Annotated in this window: 15 protein-coding genes; 11 read left to right on the forward strand and 4 right to left on the reverse strand. The window is 37.3% G+C overall.

From position 1 onward, the window contains the following. The first annotated feature begins 15 nt into the window (after positions 1-15). The gene (locus CDG61_RS13570; RefSeq protein ID WP_087514374.1) at positions 16-468 is read left to right on the forward strand and encodes a GNAT family N-acetyltransferase; all 453 of its coding nucleotides are present in this window, start codon (positions 16-18) and stop codon (positions 466-468) included. Positions 469-524: 56 nt separating this feature from the next. On the opposite strand, the gene CDG61_RS13575 is transcribed toward CDG61_RS13570, so the two are convergent. Then, the gene (locus CDG61_RS13575; protein WP_087514375.1) at positions 525-1973 is read right to left on the reverse strand and encodes a PLP-dependent aminotransferase family protein; all 1449 of its coding nucleotides are present in this window, start codon (positions 1971-1973) and stop codon (positions 525-527) included. 105 nt (positions 1974-2078) lie between these two features. Here CDG61_RS13575 and CDG61_RS13580 point away from each other — a divergent pair, with 105 nt between their 5' ends. Further along, a complete protein-coding gene (locus CDG61_RS13580) occupies positions 2079-2864 on the forward strand; it encodes an aldolase (protein WP_087514376.1) in 786 nt (261 codons plus the stop codon). Positions 2865-2866: 2 nt separating this feature from the next. Then, positions 2867-3751, forward strand: a complete 885-nt coding sequence (locus CDG61_RS13585; protein WP_087549543.1) for a dihydrodipicolinate synthase family protein — start codon at positions 2867-2869, stop codon at positions 3749-3751. 578 nt (positions 3752-4329) lie between these two features. Here the strand turns inward: CDG61_RS13585 and CDG61_RS17690 are convergent. Further along, positions 4330-6525 (reverse strand): hypothetical protein, encoded by a 2196-nt coding sequence (locus CDG61_RS17690; RefSeq protein WP_087549544.1) that lies wholly within the window; start codon positions 6523-6525, stop codon positions 4330-4332. A gap of 652 nt (positions 6526-7177) precedes the next feature. Between CDG61_RS17690 and CDG61_RS13600 the strand changes: the two genes are divergently transcribed. From CDG61_RS13600 to ribA, 5 genes are all read left to right on the forward strand, one after another. Beyond that, complete coding sequence (locus tag CDG61_RS13600; RefSeq protein WP_171405609.1) at positions 7178-8812, forward strand: arylsulfatase; 1635 nt, start codon at positions 7178-7180, stop codon at positions 8810-8812. 7 nt (positions 8813-8819) lie between these two features. After that, the gene (locus CDG61_RS13605) at positions 8820-9788 is read left to right on the forward strand and encodes a formylglycine-generating enzyme family protein (RefSeq protein WP_205671792.1); all 969 of its coding nucleotides are present in this window, start codon (positions 8820-8822) and stop codon (positions 9786-9788) included. Positions 9789-9816: 28 nt separating this feature from the next. Then, positions 9817-11010, forward strand: coding sequence for an OprD family outer membrane porin (locus tag CDG61_RS13610; protein WP_087549548.1), 1194 nt, complete (start codon positions 9817-9819; stop codon positions 11008-11010). A 403-nt stretch (positions 11011-11413) separates the two neighbouring features. Beyond that, positions 11414-12145 (forward strand): Fic family protein, encoded by a 732-nt coding sequence (locus CDG61_RS13615; protein WP_087549549.1) that lies wholly within the window; start codon positions 11414-11416, stop codon positions 12143-12145. Positions 12146-12650: 505 nt separating this feature from the next. Then, entirely contained in the window at positions 12651-13253 is a 603-nt protein-coding gene (ribA, locus tag CDG61_RS13620) for a GTP cyclohydrolase II (RefSeq protein ID WP_087549550.1), read from the forward strand. Positions 13254-13379: 126 nt separating this feature from the next. Here ribA and trpA read toward each other — a convergent pair whose 3' ends face one another. Together trpA and trpB are read right to left on the reverse strand one after the other, a co-directional pair. Further along, positions 13380-14168 (reverse strand): tryptophan synthase subunit alpha, encoded by a 789-nt coding sequence (trpA, locus tag CDG61_RS13625; RefSeq protein ID WP_087549551.1) that lies wholly within the window; start codon positions 14166-14168, stop codon positions 13380-13382. Next, a complete protein-coding gene (gene trpB / locus CDG61_RS13630; RefSeq protein ID WP_087549552.1) occupies positions 14165-15376 on the reverse strand; it encodes a tryptophan synthase subunit beta in 1212 nt (403 codons plus the stop codon). Before trpB ends, trpA begins: the two co-directional genes overlap by 4 nt. A gap of 102 nt (positions 15377-15478) precedes the next feature. On the opposite strand from trpB, the gene CDG61_RS13635 reads away from it, so the two are divergent. The 3 genes from CDG61_RS13635 to CDG61_RS13645 all read left to right on the forward strand — a co-directional run bounded on the left by CDG61_RS13635 (position 15479) and on the right by CDG61_RS13645 (position 17527). Next, a complete protein-coding gene (locus CDG61_RS13635; protein WP_087549553.1) occupies positions 15479-16360 on the forward strand; it encodes a LysR family transcriptional regulator in 882 nt (293 codons plus the stop codon). Between the two features lie 118 nt (positions 16361-16478). After that, positions 16479-17051 (forward strand): nuclear transport factor 2 family protein, encoded by a 573-nt coding sequence (locus CDG61_RS13640; RefSeq protein ID WP_171405610.1) that lies wholly within the window; start codon positions 16479-16481, stop codon positions 17049-17051. Further along, the gene (locus tag CDG61_RS13645) at positions 17027-17527 is read left to right on the forward strand and encodes a chalcone isomerase family protein (RefSeq protein ID WP_005177287.1); all 501 of its coding nucleotides are present in this window, start codon (positions 17027-17029) and stop codon (positions 17525-17527) included. The genes CDG61_RS13640 and CDG61_RS13645 overlap by 25 nt, the downstream gene beginning before the upstream one ends. Positions 17528-17538: the final 11 nt, after the last annotated feature.

The raw sequence follows: 17538 nt of genomic DNA on the forward strand, positions 1-17538 counted from the left end.
GATGGGATCATCACTATGCAAAAGCAAAATATTCAAGTAACACCAGCACAGTATCAGGACTACCAACAATGGTTGCCGTATTGGCTTGCCTATCAGGAGTTTTACAAAGTTAATTTATCGAAGGAAGTCACAGAAACCTCATGGCACCGCTTTTTTGATGACGCTGAACCTGTGTACTGTGCTGTTGCCAAAGAAGGCGACAAAGTTTTAGGCTTTGTCCATTATGTGATTCACCGCTCAACCTGGGCAGTAGCAAACTATTGTTATTTAGAGGACTTATATGTATCGCCTGAAGCACGTGGACAACACATCGGGAAACATTTAATAGAATATGTCCAAAAGCAAGCGCGTACTCAGAAATGTGATCGTTTATATTGGCATACCCAAGAGACAAATCTAACTGCCCAGAAACTGTATGACTGGATCGCTGAAAAACCAGGAGTTATTGAGTATCGTATGCCGTTATAATCAGGTCATATATCAAAGCCAAAGTCCACAAGATTCCGGCTTTGATATTTTTCAACTTAAAATTCATTCATGAAAATTTGATGTAATGTTTGAATAGTCTTGGTTATTTCAGTTTCATTCAGTGCAGCAAAGCCAAAACGTATGTGAAAATATTCTAAGTCGGTATTTTCTGCATGAGAACCAAAGCAATATTCAGAATCAATCTGTAAGTGCCTTAAAGCTTCAGTATAGTGAGCTTGATAAGCCAGATTAAACCGTACCCATAATGCCATTCCCCCTGCAGGTGCAGTAATCTCAACATTGTCCTGAAAAAATTGCTGAAAAGTCATCACGGCAAAATCTCGACGGTTTTGATAAATTTTACGCATCTTCCGTGTATGCCGTTTGATTTCACCTTGTTGCATCAACTCTGCAATCGCTAGTTCTGTAATAGCATTACCCTGCTTATCAATAAGTAAAATATCCTGTTTCATTGCCTGGATAATTTCCAAATCAGCAACCACATAGCCGACCCTTAAACTTGGTGCAAATACTTTGGACAATGAACCAATATGAATCACTTTTTCAGCCGCAGGTAAACTGATCAGAGGAGGGACTGGACGGCTGTCATAATGAAATTCGTGATCATAATCATCTTCAATAATATAAAAATCAAAAGTTTTAGATAGTTCCAAAAGCTTTAGTCGCCGATCCATCGACATGGTAACTGTAGTTGGATATTGATGATGTGGCGTAGTGTATACTGCTGCAACTGAATAATTTTTTAGTATTTTTTCTAAGTGTTCGGTATCTAAACCATGTTGATCCAATCCAACCCGCACAATTTGAAAATGGTTAGATAAGTAAGTTTCCACTGCTGGTGGATAAGACCACTGCTCCACGACAATGACCTGACCTTGTACTTGCGGCTTAGCAAGCACTCGAGCTGCAAGGAATATTCCCATCTGGCTTCCGCGAACCACACAAATATGCTGAATTGTGGTCTGAATAAATCGCTCCATTGACAGCATATTTAATAAGGCTTGGCGTAATTCTAGTGCCCCTTGCGGGTCACCATACCCCATAATCTGCTGCCTCGTCACCTTAATCAAGGCATGACGATAAGCACGCGAAAATAACTCATATGGAATCAACCGAGTATCGGGAATTCCATCATTTTTAATCGCCACTTCCTGGGGAGCAGATAATTCAGTGGAAGGTTCGACTGAAGTCATCAGGGTTAATGTTGAGTCAAGTTTGAGATCGGGCAAGTGTTCAGAAATAAACGTCCCTTGTCTTGGCTTTGAGACTAACCAACCCTGAGCTTCTAAATCTTCATAAACGGATTGTACTGTTTTCCGATTGATCCCCAACTCATCCGCCAAGGTCCGCGAACCTTGCAAACGCGTTCCCTGCTTTAATCGCCCAGACAAAATTTCCTGAATAATCTGGTTGGTCAGTTTAAGAAAAATGGTTTTTTCTTTACGTTCAGCAAGATGTAGTCGCATTTCCCACGATTGTTGCATGACTATCTGGACCATATAAGATTTAAAATCTGGATATTTTCAACCATCCACAGGTCTCTTATTCTGCCTATGTCCAAATGACAAATCAACCAAATAGGAGGTCTCATGGAAACTGCATTACTTGATAAGCAGCAATTGATGCTCAGCGCTCAACAAAGCATGCAACAACATTTTCAAGATGAAGACTATACTGATCAACAAAAACTGGCCTTAACCTGCCGTATCTTATTTGATCATGGTCATGATGCTGGGCTTGCGGGGCAAATCACAAGCCGTACACATAAGGGTAATACATTTATCACTCAACGTTTTGGTTTAGGCTTTGATGAAATTACTGCTGCTAACTTATTAGAAGTAGATCAAGACCTGAAACCTTTGAATGGTGAAGGCATGGCAAACCCAGCCAATCGTTTCCATACCTGGATTTATAAAGAACACCCAGAAGTAAATTGTATTATTCACACCCATCCAACTCATGTCGCTGCGTTGTCTATGCTTCGCGTGCCACTCACTATCTCACATATGGATACCTGTGCTTTGTATGAAGATTGCTCTTTCGTTGGCAACTGGCCTGGTGTTCCTGTTGGTAATGAAGAAGGAATCTTAATTTCTGCGGCGCTGGGTGAAAATCGTGCTGTTCTGTTATCTCATCATGGACAATTAGTTACGGGTAGAACCATCGAGGAAGCTTGTAATTTAGCCATTTTGATTGAACGTGCGGCACGCTTACAACTTTTGGCAATGGCTGCAGGTCAAATACAGCAGATTCCACATGAACTCGCTAAAGAAGCGCATGATTGGGTGTCTACAGATAAACGTAACAAAATCAATTTCGCTTATTACGCCCGTAAAGCTTTAAAAAATCACTCTGATTGCATTAAAGGAGAATAACCATGAAATTAGAAGGCATTATTGCTTACCCAATTACTCCTTTTAAAGCAGAGACTCAGGAAGTCGATTTTGATGCGTTGACGATTACGCTAAATGCTCTGCTTGAACATCAATGTGATGCCATTGCACCACTTGGCAGTGCTGGAGAAAGTGCTTATTTATCCTGGCAGGAATGGCAACAAGTCGCTCAAAAAAGTATTGAAGTGGTAAATCATCGTGTACCTGTCATTCTGGGAATTTCTGAACTCACAACTTCGATGGCAATTCAAAAAGCTCAAAAGGCTGAAGAGTTAGGTGCAGATGTAATTATGGTCATTCCTGTCTCTTACTGGAAACTGACGGATCAGGAAGTTTATGAGTATTACCAGCAAATTGCAGCAGCGACTAAACTCCCTATTATGGTTTATAACAACCCGGCAACAAGTGGTTTGGATATGTCACCTGAGCTAATTGTCAAAATGTTTGAAGGAATTGAAAACATTTGCATGGTCAAAGACAGTACAGGAGATATTCAACGTATGCATAAATTCCATGAACTCACACAGGGGAAATTACCATTTTATAATGGCTGTAACCCTTTGGCACTTGAGGCATTTTGTGCTGGTGCAAGTGGCTGGTGTACCGTTGCCCCAAACCTGTTGGGTAAACTTCCAAACTTACTCTACCAAGCAATAAAAGATGGTGATTTAGCTCAGGCACAAAATCTTTTTTATAAGCAACTTCCTTTATTGCGTTTCATCGTGCAAGGTGGTTTACCGAAAACAGTGAAAGCTGGCCTGAATGAACTTGGGTTCAATGTCGGTGCCCCTAGAAAACCTTTACAAAATGCCAGCCTAGCAGAGACTAATCAACTAATGGGTTTTATCAGGCAAGCAACTCAAATTTAACTTCATAGGTTTCTTAACACTGTATTTGACTCTTTAAAGTTAAGTTTTGGTGGACTTTTTTCGCCTTATCTAAGAACTGAAGATCGGATCATAGAATGCGAATTTATATTATTTTTATCTTCATCTAAATGAAAAAATGGATATTAGAGTAATATCCATTTTTTCATTATAATTAACTTTGTTGAATAAAGATTTGAGAAATAGAACTCCCCCTAAGCATTTCAATTTTAAGATACAACCTGGGTATGAGAACAATCTAATTCGGTAAGTTTATTCAAGGCAGCTATGCCTGCATGAATCTCATTCAACTGTCTGCAGTATTCGTACATAAGTCCCATCGGTATAGACGGAGTCAATTCGCTCATTAGATGGGTGAATTGCACCTGATTTAATTGAATGTCAACAGACCTTAATTAATAATGATAAAAGGCAGCGATTTAAATACTAATACGGATGAATACATCTCAGAAATCACATAACGTTTGAATCATCGGCCAAGAAAATGACTCGGCTTTCAAAGTCCGAGTCAGGTATGCTAGTAACCAGATAGTGTTGCCCTTCAAATGTTAATCCAAGATTTATTTTAATGGATGTTCTTTAAAATATGTTTCAAGGCGATTGACTTGGTTTGCAGGACGATGCTGACGCATGGATTCATTTATTCCATTATAAAGCTGATCTTTTGATGCTTTATGAAATGCATTCAGTTCCGGGTCCATGTAAGGTAACTGTCCTTTTCGCTGAAAATACTGATGTAGCCATAAGTTTGCAGCCTGAATACCATAACTACCATTCGCCCATGCACTGTCATGACTACCCCAGTGATGTCCAAATTCATGCCCAATAACACCAATATCTGCATTAAAATAATGTGAATAGAAATACCAGGTATCAATACCCAATATATCGCCACCACCAAGTCCACCACCAATAGTAGTAATACCTAAGCGAATGTCCCCACGGTTCATTATTTCATCAAAATATCTACGATATTCCTGGGCTGTAAAATATCCGCCAACACTAGAAACCTGCCCAGCATTACCAAAGAAGTCATGTCCCATTGTCTGTTTATGATTGAACCACACATGTTCAAACTCGGGACTACTGAGTATGTAAGCAAAATTAGTGATCATAATGATCCATTCACGAGCATAAATGGGATTGATTTTTTCCCACTGACCGTCAGCTTGCGAATATTTTCCGAAGTAAATACCCCATTCAGGCTTAATGGTCGAAAGTTTCTGCACCAAAGTATCACTCTTTGAGCTCACTCGGATATCCAGCAAATCAACTGGTAACTGCTTAAATTTATTGATACCACTAAGTTTAATACTACCTGATCCATCAAGCAGTTTATAATACTGATTCTCATTAAGCTTCAAATTCAGACGCGTATAACTCAAAGCCTTCAGTTCATCAATATGTACTAAATTGAACCATCGATCAGTATTCTTTAATCGAGCTTCGATGTTTAAGTCTTTAACGGGTGCGACACTATAGTTTTTAATCAGTAAACCATCATTATCCATATAGCCGGAAATGATTCTGTTTATTTTAAAGTAACGTTGCTTTGGATCTGTCAGCGTTTCCCAATTTTCCCCATCCTGCAGGATAAGCTGTTGAGATACTGCTTGTTCCTGCTTCAACTCAGTCATTGATATACTGTTATTTACTGATTGATATTGCTCAACTTTCTGCAACGGAATGATATTTACCCGACTATTGAAAATACTGAAAATTCTATTGCTGTTGATGGTAAAATCAGCCGGTTTCAACATATTCTGAACATCAGCCTGACCATCAAATTTAAATTCTCTGAAACTCTCTACTACATCTGAAACAAGATTTGTCGTAGCCTTAAACTGGTTAAGATCAAACTGATCAACTTTACCATTTGCTCGTGAAGCATAAACATGACCATCATCCGCATAACTGAATACGTTTGCGATATTATCAGCCTGCTTTTTCGCAGCAACTTCAGTACCGGTTGCACCTTCTCTTATATCTGACACGTCATAAGCTAATGTCTGACCATTATCAAAGCTTGCATAAAGTAAATCATCTATTGTTTCCAAACGGACATTACAATAAATGCTCCCGCAATTGGGTAAGGACAGACGAGCAAATTTTCTTGCTTTTAAGTGATTCGAAGAAACAACATCGCTTTGCTTCCATACATTGATACGGTTATGTGTATCAGCAACAAATACAAACTGATCATTTGCAGCAACAGCAACAGGATGTACCAATGCCAGATTTTCCTGATCACCGCTCCAACTTCCCGTACCCATTGACATGATAAACTGAGGTTCGCTCGATGAGATATCAAATACATCTACTCGGTTCGAAGACAATGAGGCTGTGTATAAACGGTTTTCATGAATATTTAGGTCATACATCCTGTTCCATGCTGTATTTATACCGGTAATACTGTTGCCCTGTAAGGGTTGCATCGGCTGTTTATTTTTAAGGTCATATCTTAAAACAGAAGCAGGGTTCTGATCATTTGCAACATAGATAACATCATCATGAACGGAAATAGCACGCGGATTCCATCCACCCAAATTAAAGTCATTCATATTCAATGAATTAGCCACATCTGTCAGACGTGTTTCATTAATTTTTTTTAATGTTTCTTCAGGCTTACTCACTTCTGGGGGAGTATCAGGTTGTGCAGGTACTGTTGAAGCCTGTCCATTGTCACCCCCTCCTCCCCCACATGCAGTTAGTGCTAAAAAACTGATGATAGAAAAATATAGCAATGATTTACGCATGTCAGTTCCAAAATCCATTTTCAATTGTAAAGCATACATTAATAAACAAATAAAAACATTAATAAAAACAATATGTTAAATTCTATCAATTCCCATTTTTCATTAGAAAATCTACACACCCATCACTTTTCAACGTAAAGTGAGAAATAAGTTGGTATAAAATATTAAGCATAGCTCATTGCTGAAATAAACATTATATTCAAACTGATTTTGGGCATAATCATAAGCAAGATCATTATTCCCCCCACCTAATACCTTAAAAATTAAAAGCCATTTATCTCTTTTTACATGCTTATTAACTTCCATTGGAGCTATATACATTATATTATCGGGAAAACCCCATCAAAGTTAATTTTTATTTAATATCAACAAATTACACTTTAAATTTAATATTTAAAATCACCTTTTAATGAGTCAACTCCCCCTCCCATGGATTCATTTATATTACAACTCCACCTCCATAAATCAGTTTCCCCTATAATTAATAATAAATATCAGATCATAATTAAAATATATAATTCCATGTAAAAAAATCACAAAAAAAACAATAAGCATATGACTTATAAGAAAATAACTATTTGTCTAATATAGATTAATTTTAATACATTTAGACTATTTCGATAGTTGTAAATCATAATCAAGGATGAGAAAAATGAAATTCAACAAATTAGCCCTATTCACATCATTATTAATTTCTACGCAGCTATTTGCGCAAAAACCCAATGTTGTGATCATTTTAGCCGATGATATGGGATATTCCGATTTAAGTTCTTATGGTAGTGAAATAAAGACACCTAATATTGATAGTTTAGCTCATCAAGGTACTCGCTTTACCAATTATCATACACCAGGTACATGTTCCCCAACACGGTCAGAGTTGATGTCTGGTACAGATCATCATCAGGCTGGACTCGGTGCAATGGCAGAAACGATGCGGGCAGATGCAGCAAGATTTGATTTAACGCCTCGCCCACAGTTCTTAGGTAAACCTGGTTATGAAGGTTATTTAAATACTCGTTCTATTCCATTGCCTCAAGTATTAAAAGACAATGGTTATAAAACCCTTATGGCTGGTAAATGGCATCTTGGCTTTACCCCAGAGACCAATCCAGCAAATAAAGGCTTTGATTTATCTTATGCATTATTAAACGGTGCAGATTCACATTTTAAAACACTGCCTGATGGTATAGAACGTAAAACTATTTACACTGAAAATGGTCAGAAGGTCGAAATACCGGATGATTTTTATTCAACAGATTTCTTTACTCAAAAAGTGATTGACTATATTGGTGATAATAAAAATCCAAGTCAGCCTTTCTTTGCCTATGTTGCTCTAACTTCACCACACTGGCCTCTTCAGGTACCAAAAAATTATTTGAATATTTATAAAGGACATTATGATCAGGGTTATGATGTCATTAAGCATAAGCGTTTAGAAAACATGTTAAAGCTAAAGCTGATTAATTCAAAAAAAACAGCCAAAGTCGTTAGCAAAGAACTTGCGCCAATGAATTTAGACCTGTGGAATAATCTCACGCCTGAACAGAAAAAAATCGAAGCGCGTAAAATGGAAATTTATGCGGCACAGATTAAAAATATGGATGACAATGTCGGAAAACTCATTAAACATCTGAAAAAAATTAAGCAATACGACAATACACTGTTTATCTTTATGTCAGATAATGGTGCAGAAGGTTTCTATCGTCCACTTCCAGGTTATGACAACAGCTATAACAACTTAGGTAAAACGAAGTCTTATGAACTTATCGGTCCACGCTGGACTGAAGTGAGCAGTGCTCCATTTTCACTATGGAAAGGAACTGCGGCTGAGGGCGGCGTCAGCGCACCAGCTATTGTCAAACTTCCAAATAACAACACAGCTAAAATTAGTAATAGCTTTGTCAATGTCAAAGACATTTTCCCTACTATTCTTGAAATTACACAATCTTCATTAAAACCAGATTATCAAGATGCCAGCAAATTCAATCAGCTTTCAGGTAAATCATGGATCAGTTATCTGTCTGGTAAAACCGATTCTGTATATGGCGAAAACTTTATCTATGCAGATGAATTGCATGGTGATGCCTATGTGCGCAACAAGAAATGGAAGCTCACCCGTACAATCACGAAAAATCTGAATGGTCCAGACTGGAAACTCTATGATATGGAAAATGATCGTACAGAAACAAGGGACTTAAGCACACAACACCCTGAAATTGTAAAACAGCTCCAGCAAGAATATGTAAAATATACTCAACGTGTAGGTGTCCAAAATTTCGCGGAGTAATACTTTCATGTCAAATTTGATAAAAGGAAGTTGTATAGTATTACTTGTTATCTTTGCAGGATGCAGCTCTTCGAAATCAGGGAAATCTGTAAATAATGTCGCTTTAGGAAGTGTCAATCTATGTAAGCAATATTCAGGCTTACCTGTACTTTGGGGAGAATCTAAAACATCTGGCATGGTTGAAATTCCAGCAGGTGAAATTCTGTTTGGCTCAAACACAGGGTATACAGATGAACGCCCTTTCTATCAAAACAAACTCAAAGTAAATGCTTTCTGGGCTGATCGAACAGAAGTCACTGTTGCTCAGTTTAAAAGTTTTGTAGATGCAACTGGCTATATTACTGATGCTGAAAAACAAGGCGGTGCAGCTGTTTTCATCATGCCTGAAACAGATAATGTTACCATGATGTCTTGGTGGAAATTTTCAAAAAATGTTTCCTGGAAAAACATTGATGAAAAGTTCCCTGCGCTGAATGAGCCAGTTCGTTATGTAACTTATAATGATGCGCTTGCATATGCAACATGGCTTGGCCGAGATCTCCCCAGTGAATTAGAAAATGAATACTTATCTAAAGGATTCAGTGATCAGGAGGATATCGGTCCAAAATCGCATGGAAAAATTACTGCCAACTACTGGCAAGGTGAATTTCCTTATTCCAACTCTAATCAAGATGGATTTAAAGATATAGCACCTGTCGGCTGTTTTGAAGCCAATCCTTTTGGCATACATGACATAATTGGAAATGTTTGGGAGTGGACAAATTCCGTTTACAAAGGCCCTCATTCCGATATGCATATGGGCGATCCTCAAATGACCCGCCATCACTCAGAACAGATCATGACAATGACCATAAAAGGCGGCTCCTATTTATGTGCAGATAATTATTGTGCACGTTACCGAGCAGCTGCCCGTCATCCGCAAGAATTTGATCTTGCCACTTCCCATGTTGGATTTAGAACAATACTACGGAAATAAACTTTAAATTTACAAGGATTGATTTTTAATGAAAAAATTTATTTTTTCAGGGTTACTTTTGTGTCTAGGAAATGCACATGCAGTAGAAAACCTGAGGATAAGCAACACCGTCACTTTAAAAAATTTGTACGCGGATCGTGATTATAGCCAGAGTGATGCAGACATAGGGAGCTGGACACAAGGGGTGATTTATCGAGGAAAATTCAGCTATAAACTGAATGAAGACTGGAATATCGCATTAAACCCCTCTTTTCAATATGCTTACCGACTGAGTAACGATAAAGGACTTGCAGATACAATTTTACCTTTCGATACTCTCGCCCAAGAACAAAAACAGCATCAGCACAAACAAGGTATTAATTTTGAGGCTTCATTTCAAAATCATACTCTAAGTTATGGCGAACAATGGATTAACAATCCAATGCTAGTAATAGACCCATCTCGCCAATTACTTCCTTCATTTCATGGTGTGGTATATACAGGAAAATTTAAAGATACTACTGTTTCAGCAGGCTTAATTGATAAATATTCACGGCGTAGTGCTGAACATTTCAAAAAAATTAGTGTAAAAAATATTGAATCGGATGGCTTAACTTATTTAGATATTCAGCATGCGATATCGCCTAATCTAAAATTACACGCGTTTAATGGCTATCTAGAAGACCTTTATAATCAAAGTATGCTTGGCTTAGATTATAAATGGCAACTTTTTGACACAAAAATGCAAACCAATATCCGTTACTTTAATAACACAGATATTGGAGATTCCAAGTTAGGTTCAATAGATAATAATAACTTTGGAATTATCAGCTATGCAGAACTACTACCAAAATTAAAATTAGGTATCGGCTATCAAAAGATATTTGGTGATAATGATTACCCTTTAATTGATGGCCCTATTCCTGTACTTAACTTCATCAATTGGACTCAAGGCTCTTTCATTAAGAAAAATGAAGACTCATATCATTTGAACTTCAGTTATGATTTTGATGCATTTATACCTGGGTTAAAATTTGATACTAAATATATATATGGTGAAAATTTTAAAACACAAGGAAAGGATGATAATGAGACAGAGTTTAATTTTCGTTTTGGTTACACCATTAATCGTGGCTTATTACAAGGTTTAAGTCTATCTTGGCTAAATATTGATTATAAATCTAAATATGGTCGAAAATATAATGAGGATCGAGTCCATACCACCTACACTTTTAAATTCTAAATTTTTAATAAAAACAGCTATATACTAGCTGTTTTTAACAATTAAACAACATCCTGTGGTGAACTTTTTCGTTATTGGAATGATTACCATATAAGCCAAATTGATGAATTAATTATTGTACAGCTATTTTACGGAGATGGCGTCAATTGAACTCAAATCCTAAGCTATTGATTTAGTGAATTATAAAGTCAATAGCATTTTACCTATACCCATTTTTTACCCAAATTAGATTTAGTGCATTGAATCACAAAAATAATCTTGTTCAAATCCAACTAAAGGATTTGAAATGGTGTACTCATTATACCATCTTTATAGCTCAACCAAAATATTATAATATAACATTACATTTTTGATATTTATTTTTTGATGTATTATTCAGAAAGACACATTCAGGGTTAATGTTATGTTTGAAATTATTGATGATTTAAAGAAAAAATTAGATCAATATCGCCCTTTATCTCCTGCAATTGTAAAAAATTTACAAGAAGATCTTATTGTCCGCTGGACCTATCATTCAAATGCCATAGAAGGTAATACTCTTACACTATTGGAAACCAAAGTAGTTCTTGAAGGTATTACTGTAGGTGGAAAAGCGTTAAGAGAACATTTCGAAGCGATAAACCATAGAAATGCGATTTACTACGTCGAAGACATTATTCGTAAGAAAGAACCATTTTCAGAATGGCAAATTCGCAATATTCATCAACTTATTTTAAAAAATATTGATGATGAGAATGCTGGGCGTTATCGTCAGCAAAATGTATTGATTTCTGGTGCTACTACTACCCCTCCTGACTATACTTTATTAAATGACAAGATGGCTCAGCTAATCGATTGGTATAACCTTGAAGCATATAAACTTCACCCGATTGAACGTGCAGCCAAAGTACATGCGGATTTTGTGGGTATCCATCCATTCATTGATGGCAATGGTCGCACATCACGTCTTTTGATGAATCTGGAACTGCTTAAAGCAGGCTATCCACCCTGTGTGATTACTGTAGAAAATCGTTTAGCTTACTATGAAGCATTGGATCAATGGATGGCTTTTGGAAAGACTGAAGCATTTATTCGGTTAGTTTCAGAGGCGGTACAAGACGGATTTAAACCGTATCAAGTTGTTTTAGGAATATAGAACTATACTAACTTACATTTTTCTTCATTTATCTTTGCTTAAGACATTTTTGTTTATTCGGCCGGGATAGTGTGCGCACAGCAAAAAAATTAAACCTTTGTTTATTAAAACATTTACAACCAACCTACTTCATTGTACCGCGAAAAGTTAGCAGGCTAAAAAATATTAATGGCAATGTATCTACATTACAGCTGTTAATGAACCTCAAGCTGCTGAATTCTGAATATCCACCTTGTATCATCAGTGTTGATAATCGATTGGCTTACTATAAAAGCTTTAGATTATGGATGGCTTGTGGAAAACGAAGCTTTTGCATATTTTTATAAAAAATTCTAACCTCAATAAAATTATTCTTAATAACATTTCACATAAAATTCACTATTAAATACCTATACTTGAATTGGAAGTAAAACGCTGAAATTTAGAACCACAAAAATTTAGCAAGTGCTTTTAAGGTAAATTTAGTAATTTTACCAATTATAAATTTATATAGGTGTATTCTTCAATGGCTATAGAATTTGTTTCCAAATCAAAGTTACCTACTGCATTTGGCGATTTTGAAATTATAGCATTTCAAGACCAAAGTACTGGTGAAGAACATATTGCTCTTGCCAAAGGCATGGGTACTATTTCTAATCAACCTGTACTCGTTAGAATTCATTCAGAGTGCTTAACAGGTGACGCTTTTGGATCACTCAAATGTGATTGTGGCCCTCAATTACATTCAACCATGAAAATGATTAATGATGCAGGTCAAGGTGTGATCTTATACTTGCGCCAAGAAGGTCGCGGCATAGGACTAACCAATAAAATTCGAGCTTACGCCCTTCAAGACCAAGGACATGATACTCTTGACGCCAATTTATTATTAAATTTACCAGCAGATGCTCGTAAATATGATATGTGTACCATTATATTAGATTATTTAAAAATAAAGAATGTAAAACTCATTACAAATAATCCCCTTAAAATTAAATCTTTAACTGATTTAGGAATTAATGTTGTTGAACGTATTCCTTTAAAAGTTGGTTTAAATATCTTTAACAAAGCTTATCTTGAAACAAAGCAAAAACGCATGTCACATCTATATGATAATAGTGATTTTTAAAAAGCGATCACTTTTCGAAAAAAAATCCACGTATAAAGTTCCATCTCCCTCACGGGAGAAGGCCAAGATAAAATATTGTTTTATATTCAATTATGGTTTTAAAGAATACCTATCAAAGAAGCTGGCTTATTCTTTATTTTCTCTCAGGATTTGCGAAAAAACTGTGACTTTTTCTAAAGTCGCATTCATTCCCTTATTAAAAAAAGTATCGACGAGCGCTGAGCCAATGATAATAAGATCTACTTTATTGGCTAGTGCTTTAACATGGCTTTCATTTTTGATCCCAAAACCAATTGCAACAGGAATATTAAAAATCGGCTTAATTTCAGTTATCTTTTTCTCAAGATTAGATAGATTGAAGTCTCCTCCTGTTAATCCATTTTCTGCAACATGATATAAAAACCCTGTCGCGCGCGCTGAAATTTGCTCTAACCTTTCAACTGGGGTCGTCGGCGCGGTCATTGCAATTAAATGCATATTTTTTTCATTTAACTGCACTTCAAAGTTTTCTCGATATCCATATGGAGCATCTAAAATCAATATTCCATCTATAAGATTTTCTGTTTCGGCGATAAGTGTCTCAAAACCATATTGCATAATCGGATTTAAATAAGTCATGAAAATTATTGGTGTCTGGTCATCATGCAGCCTGATTACTTTTACCAACTCAATGGTCTGTTTTACCGTTAGACCTGCATCTAAAGCCCGAAGATGCGCTGCCTGAATGATCTCTCCATCTGCCACTGGATCAGAAAATGGAATACCCACTTCAATAATGTCAGCCCCTGCTTGACCCAATTGGCTTAACAGACGACAACTTTCTGTAAAATTAGGATCTCCAGCAGTAAAGTAACAGACCAAACCGCTTCGATTTTCCAGTTTCAATTGCTCTAATTTTTGATCTAGACGGTTCATGCTGTAGCTCCTGCAAGATATTTTTTGACCGTGTTTAAGTCTTTGTCTCCTCTGCCACTTAAATTGACAATAATGATCTGTTCTGGCTGCATTTCTTGAGCAAGTTGAATCGCATATGCAATTGCATGAGAACTCTCAAGCGCAGGAATAATACCCTCCTGTTGACTTAAAAGCTGAAAGGCATTTACAGCCTCTTGATCGGTGATCACCGTGTATGTCACACGTCCTGTTTCAAACAGAATGCCATGCTCTGGACCAACACCAGGATAATCCAATCCAGCTGATACAGAGTGCCCTTCTAAAATCTGCCCATCTAAGTCTTGTAATAAATAGGTTAAATTGCCATGCAGCACACCGACCTGACCTTTGCAAATAGAGGCGGCATGTTCATCGCTATTTATTCCTTTTCCACCTGCCTCAACGCCAAACATTTTGACATTCAGGTCTTCTAGAAAAGGATACATCAACCCTAATGCATTTGATCCCCCACCAACGCAAGCAACTAGAGCATCAGGCAGTCTATTTTCTTTCAGGAGTATTTGGTTTCTGGCTTCTAAACCAATAATTTTCTGAAATTCTCTGACCATGGTGGGATATGGATGAGGGCCTGCACCCGTACCCAATAGGTAATAGGTTGTATCCACATGACGAATCCAGTCACGTAATGCTTCGTTCATGGCATCTTTTAAAGTCCCACGACCTTTTTGAACACTTCTGACTTCAGCACCGAGTAATTTCATGCGTTCAACATTCATTTGTTGCCGCTGAATGTCTGTTTCTCCCATAAAAATGGTACATTTCATCTTAAACAGCGCGCAAACCGTTGCTGTTGCAACACCATGTTGCCCAGCACCCGTTTCTGCAATGATTCTGGTTTTACCCATAAATTTGGCTAATAAGATTTGCCCTACACAATTATTGATCTTATGCGCACCCGTATGGTTCAAATCTTCTCGCTTGAAATATATTCGAGCGCCGCCTGCATAAGCTGTTAGGTTTTTTGCATAAAAAAGAGGACTAGGACGACCAACAAAGTCCGTTAAAATCTGCTGATATTCAGCCCAAAATTCAGGTTTGTGCCGAACAGTATTAAAGGCTTGCTCTAATTCTTGAAGTGCTGGCATTACGCTCTCTGGCATGTAACATCCGCCAAATTGACCAAAAAATCCCAAGTCATCAGGACCATTACCTGTATAAGGGGTTGTCATCTCATATCTCTTTTACTATCAAAACTTGTTTGATCTTAAAATATTTTCATTTTTCTGATAATTGATATATTTTGAGCTCATGATGTTAGAAAATTTTACAACATGAAACGCAGAACATTACCTCCCCTTAATGCTTTAAAAGCTTTCGAAGCTGTCGCCAGAAATAAAAGTTTCAGCTTAGCTGCCGAAGAATTATGTGTAACCCATAGCGCGATTAGCCATCAAATAAAGCAGTTAGAAGAATGGTTGGATAAAAAATTGTTTATTCGACATTCCTCGAGCATCTCTCTGACGGCGGATGCCGAAGAATTATCGCTCGTTTGTATGGAGCTTTTTAATCGTTTAGAACAATGCGTCTTTGAGTTAACCAATAAGACATCAGAAGTAGAAGTTGTCATAGGCGCTTCTCATAGTTTTATGGCAAATTGGCTGATTCCTCGATTAGAAAAGCTCGAAGTCATTTATCCCAATATCCATATCAAATTAATGACATGTAATGACTTAAAATTGTTAGAAAAAGAGAAAGTTGACATATTTATCAATAGCGTCAGTGAGCATCATCTACTTCCCAACTTTTTGAATAAATATCTGTTATTTCCCGATAACATGGGTCCTATTTGTAATCGTGAAATAAATCTTCTTCATTCCGTAAATGATCTTTTAAACTATCCATTACTTCATACCCACTCAAATAAAAGTGCATGGCATACATGGTTTGATCAGTTTCAAATAAGCTTTTCCCCAAAATCCAATGACCGTTATTTTGATAGTCTGAATTTAATGATAGAGGGTGCAGTGTCTGGGTTAGGAATTGCCATAGCACCTCAAATTCTAGTAGAAAAAGAAATGTTAAATGGAAAGATCATTGCCCCTTTTGGTTTTATCTATTGTGACTATAATTTTTATGCAATGGTCAGAAAAAATAACGAAAATCGTGATGTTATGAATATCATTGATTGGTTAATGGCCGAAGAAAAAAGTTAAACATTTAATCTTTGATTTGAAAAATTCTATTCAATTGCTCATCTATAACGTCTATTTCACATTCTGTTCACGCTGTGCTGCCTAAGGTATAAAGATACACTTCATACGGACACTGATAATGAGACTTGTAAAAACACTTATTGCTACAGCCTTATCCTTGCCGCTTCTGTTGTTAGCCGGATGTAAAAGTATTCCCAGTTATTCAGCCGATTACGCCCAATCCAGAAACGGTATTCAGGGGATAGCGCTGGATCAGGCTAAAGCTCAGGATATCGGCCTCCGCTTTACCTCAGCTTTTAATACCTTGGGCACACCAGAATTTGTGGAAAGAGCCGGATCGCTGTATGCCGACCAGCTGTTTATTAACGATACCCTATCGCAATTTTCATCCCGGCAAAATCTGCTGGAGCACTTTCAAGGCATGAACAAACGGGTCAGCAAGGTCAGTGTCAAGCTATTAAACGCTTCTTATCATCAGGACTCTGCCTATGTGCACTGGCATATGGCCTATGATTTTAAAATGTTTGGCACGACCCGCAGTATGGACTCTTACGGTATCAGTGAAATCAAGATCAACGAAGACAACAAGATTATTTTCCAGCAGGATTTCTGGGACCCTGCGAATGGCCTGTACCGTTCCCTGCCTTATGTTGGAGGAGTCTACTCATGGCTACTGCCTTTCAAAAAATAGCGATTAGTACAGCGTTAGTGATGGGATGTAGCTTCTGTCCATGGGCACAGGCACAAAGCCTGAATCAATGCGGCAATGGTCCGCTGATGGTGGGTCAAAAACAGGTCGGTATGGCCAGTTATTTTGCACAAAACTGTAGCCAGTCCTGGGAAAAACAAAATATACAGATGGACTTTTCCTATACCCAGAATATTCCGGAATGGGCATTTAAACGTGCGGCCACACATTTACTGAAACGTAATGTTAAAGACGCAAAAATACATGCTCTATTCAACCCAATCACTGATTTGTATCGTCCGGTCAGATCAGGCGACCTGTACCGTTTAAAATACAATCATGCTACACAGACCCTGAGCTTATCTTTGAACCAGCAAAGTTTAGGGCAGCTAAAACATCCTCTGGCACAACAATATTTTAATATATGGCTGGGTCCCCAGCCATTTAGTGCTAAATTAAAACAGCAATTATTAAATTAGTATCTGCCGCT

It is taken from the genome of Acinetobacter sp. WCHAc010052 (assembly GCF_002165295.2).
GTDB classification, from domain to species: Bacteria; Pseudomonadota; Gammaproteobacteria; order Pseudomonadales; family Moraxellaceae; genus Acinetobacter; species Acinetobacter chinensis.

Excerpts from the sequence above, each read along its gene's own strand:
- CDG61_RS13570 (WP_087514374.1), top strand. The coding sequence starts at position 16 with ATGCAAAAGCAAAATATTCAAGTAACACCAGCACAGTATCAGGACTAC.
- CDG61_RS13575 (WP_087514375.1), bottom strand. The coding sequence starts at position 1,973 with ATGCAACAATCGTGGGAAATGCGACTACATCTTGCTGAACGTAAAGAA.
- CDG61_RS13580 (WP_087514376.1), top strand. The coding sequence starts at position 2,079 with ATGGAAACTGCATTACTTGATAAGCAGCAATTGATGCTCAGCGCTCAA.
- CDG61_RS13585 (WP_087549543.1), top strand. The coding sequence starts at position 2,867 with ATGAAATTAGAAGGCATTATTGCTTACCCAATTACTCCTTTTAAAGCA.
- CDG61_RS17690 (WP_087549544.1), bottom strand. The coding sequence starts at position 6,525 with ATGCGTAAATCATTGCTATATTTTTCTATCATCAGTTTTTTAGCACTA.
- CDG61_RS13600 (WP_171405609.1), top strand. The coding sequence starts at position 7,178 with ATGAAATTCAACAAATTAGCCCTATTCACATCATTATTAATTTCTACG.
- CDG61_RS13605 (WP_205671792.1), top strand. The coding sequence starts at position 8,820 with ATGTCAAATTTGATAAAAGGAAGTTGTATAGTATTACTTGTTATCTTT.
- CDG61_RS13610 (WP_087549548.1), top strand. The coding sequence starts at position 9,817 with ATGAAAAAATTTATTTTTTCAGGGTTACTTTTGTGTCTAGGAAATGCA.
- CDG61_RS13615 (WP_087549549.1), top strand. The coding sequence starts at position 11,414 with ATGTTTGAAATTATTGATGATTTAAAGAAAAAATTAGATCAATATCGC.
- ribA (WP_087549550.1), top strand. The coding sequence starts at position 12,651 with ATGGCTATAGAATTTGTTTCCAAATCAAAGTTACCTACTGCATTTGGC.
- trpA (WP_087549551.1), bottom strand. The coding sequence starts at position 14,168 with ATGAACCGTCTAGATCAAAAATTAGAGCAATTGAAACTGGAAAATCGA.
- trpB (WP_087549552.1), bottom strand. The coding sequence starts at position 15,376 with ATGACAACCCCTTATACAGGTAATGGTCCTGATGACTTGGGATTTTTT.
- CDG61_RS13635 (WP_087549553.1), top strand. The coding sequence starts at position 15,479 with ATGAAACGCAGAACATTACCTCCCCTTAATGCTTTAAAAGCTTTCGAA.
- CDG61_RS13640 (WP_171405610.1), top strand. The coding sequence starts at position 16,479 with ATGAGACTTGTAAAAACACTTATTGCTACAGCCTTATCCTTGCCGCTT.
- CDG61_RS13645 (WP_005177287.1), top strand. The coding sequence starts at position 17,027 with ATGGCTACTGCCTTTCAAAAAATAGCGATTAGTACAGCGTTAGTGATG.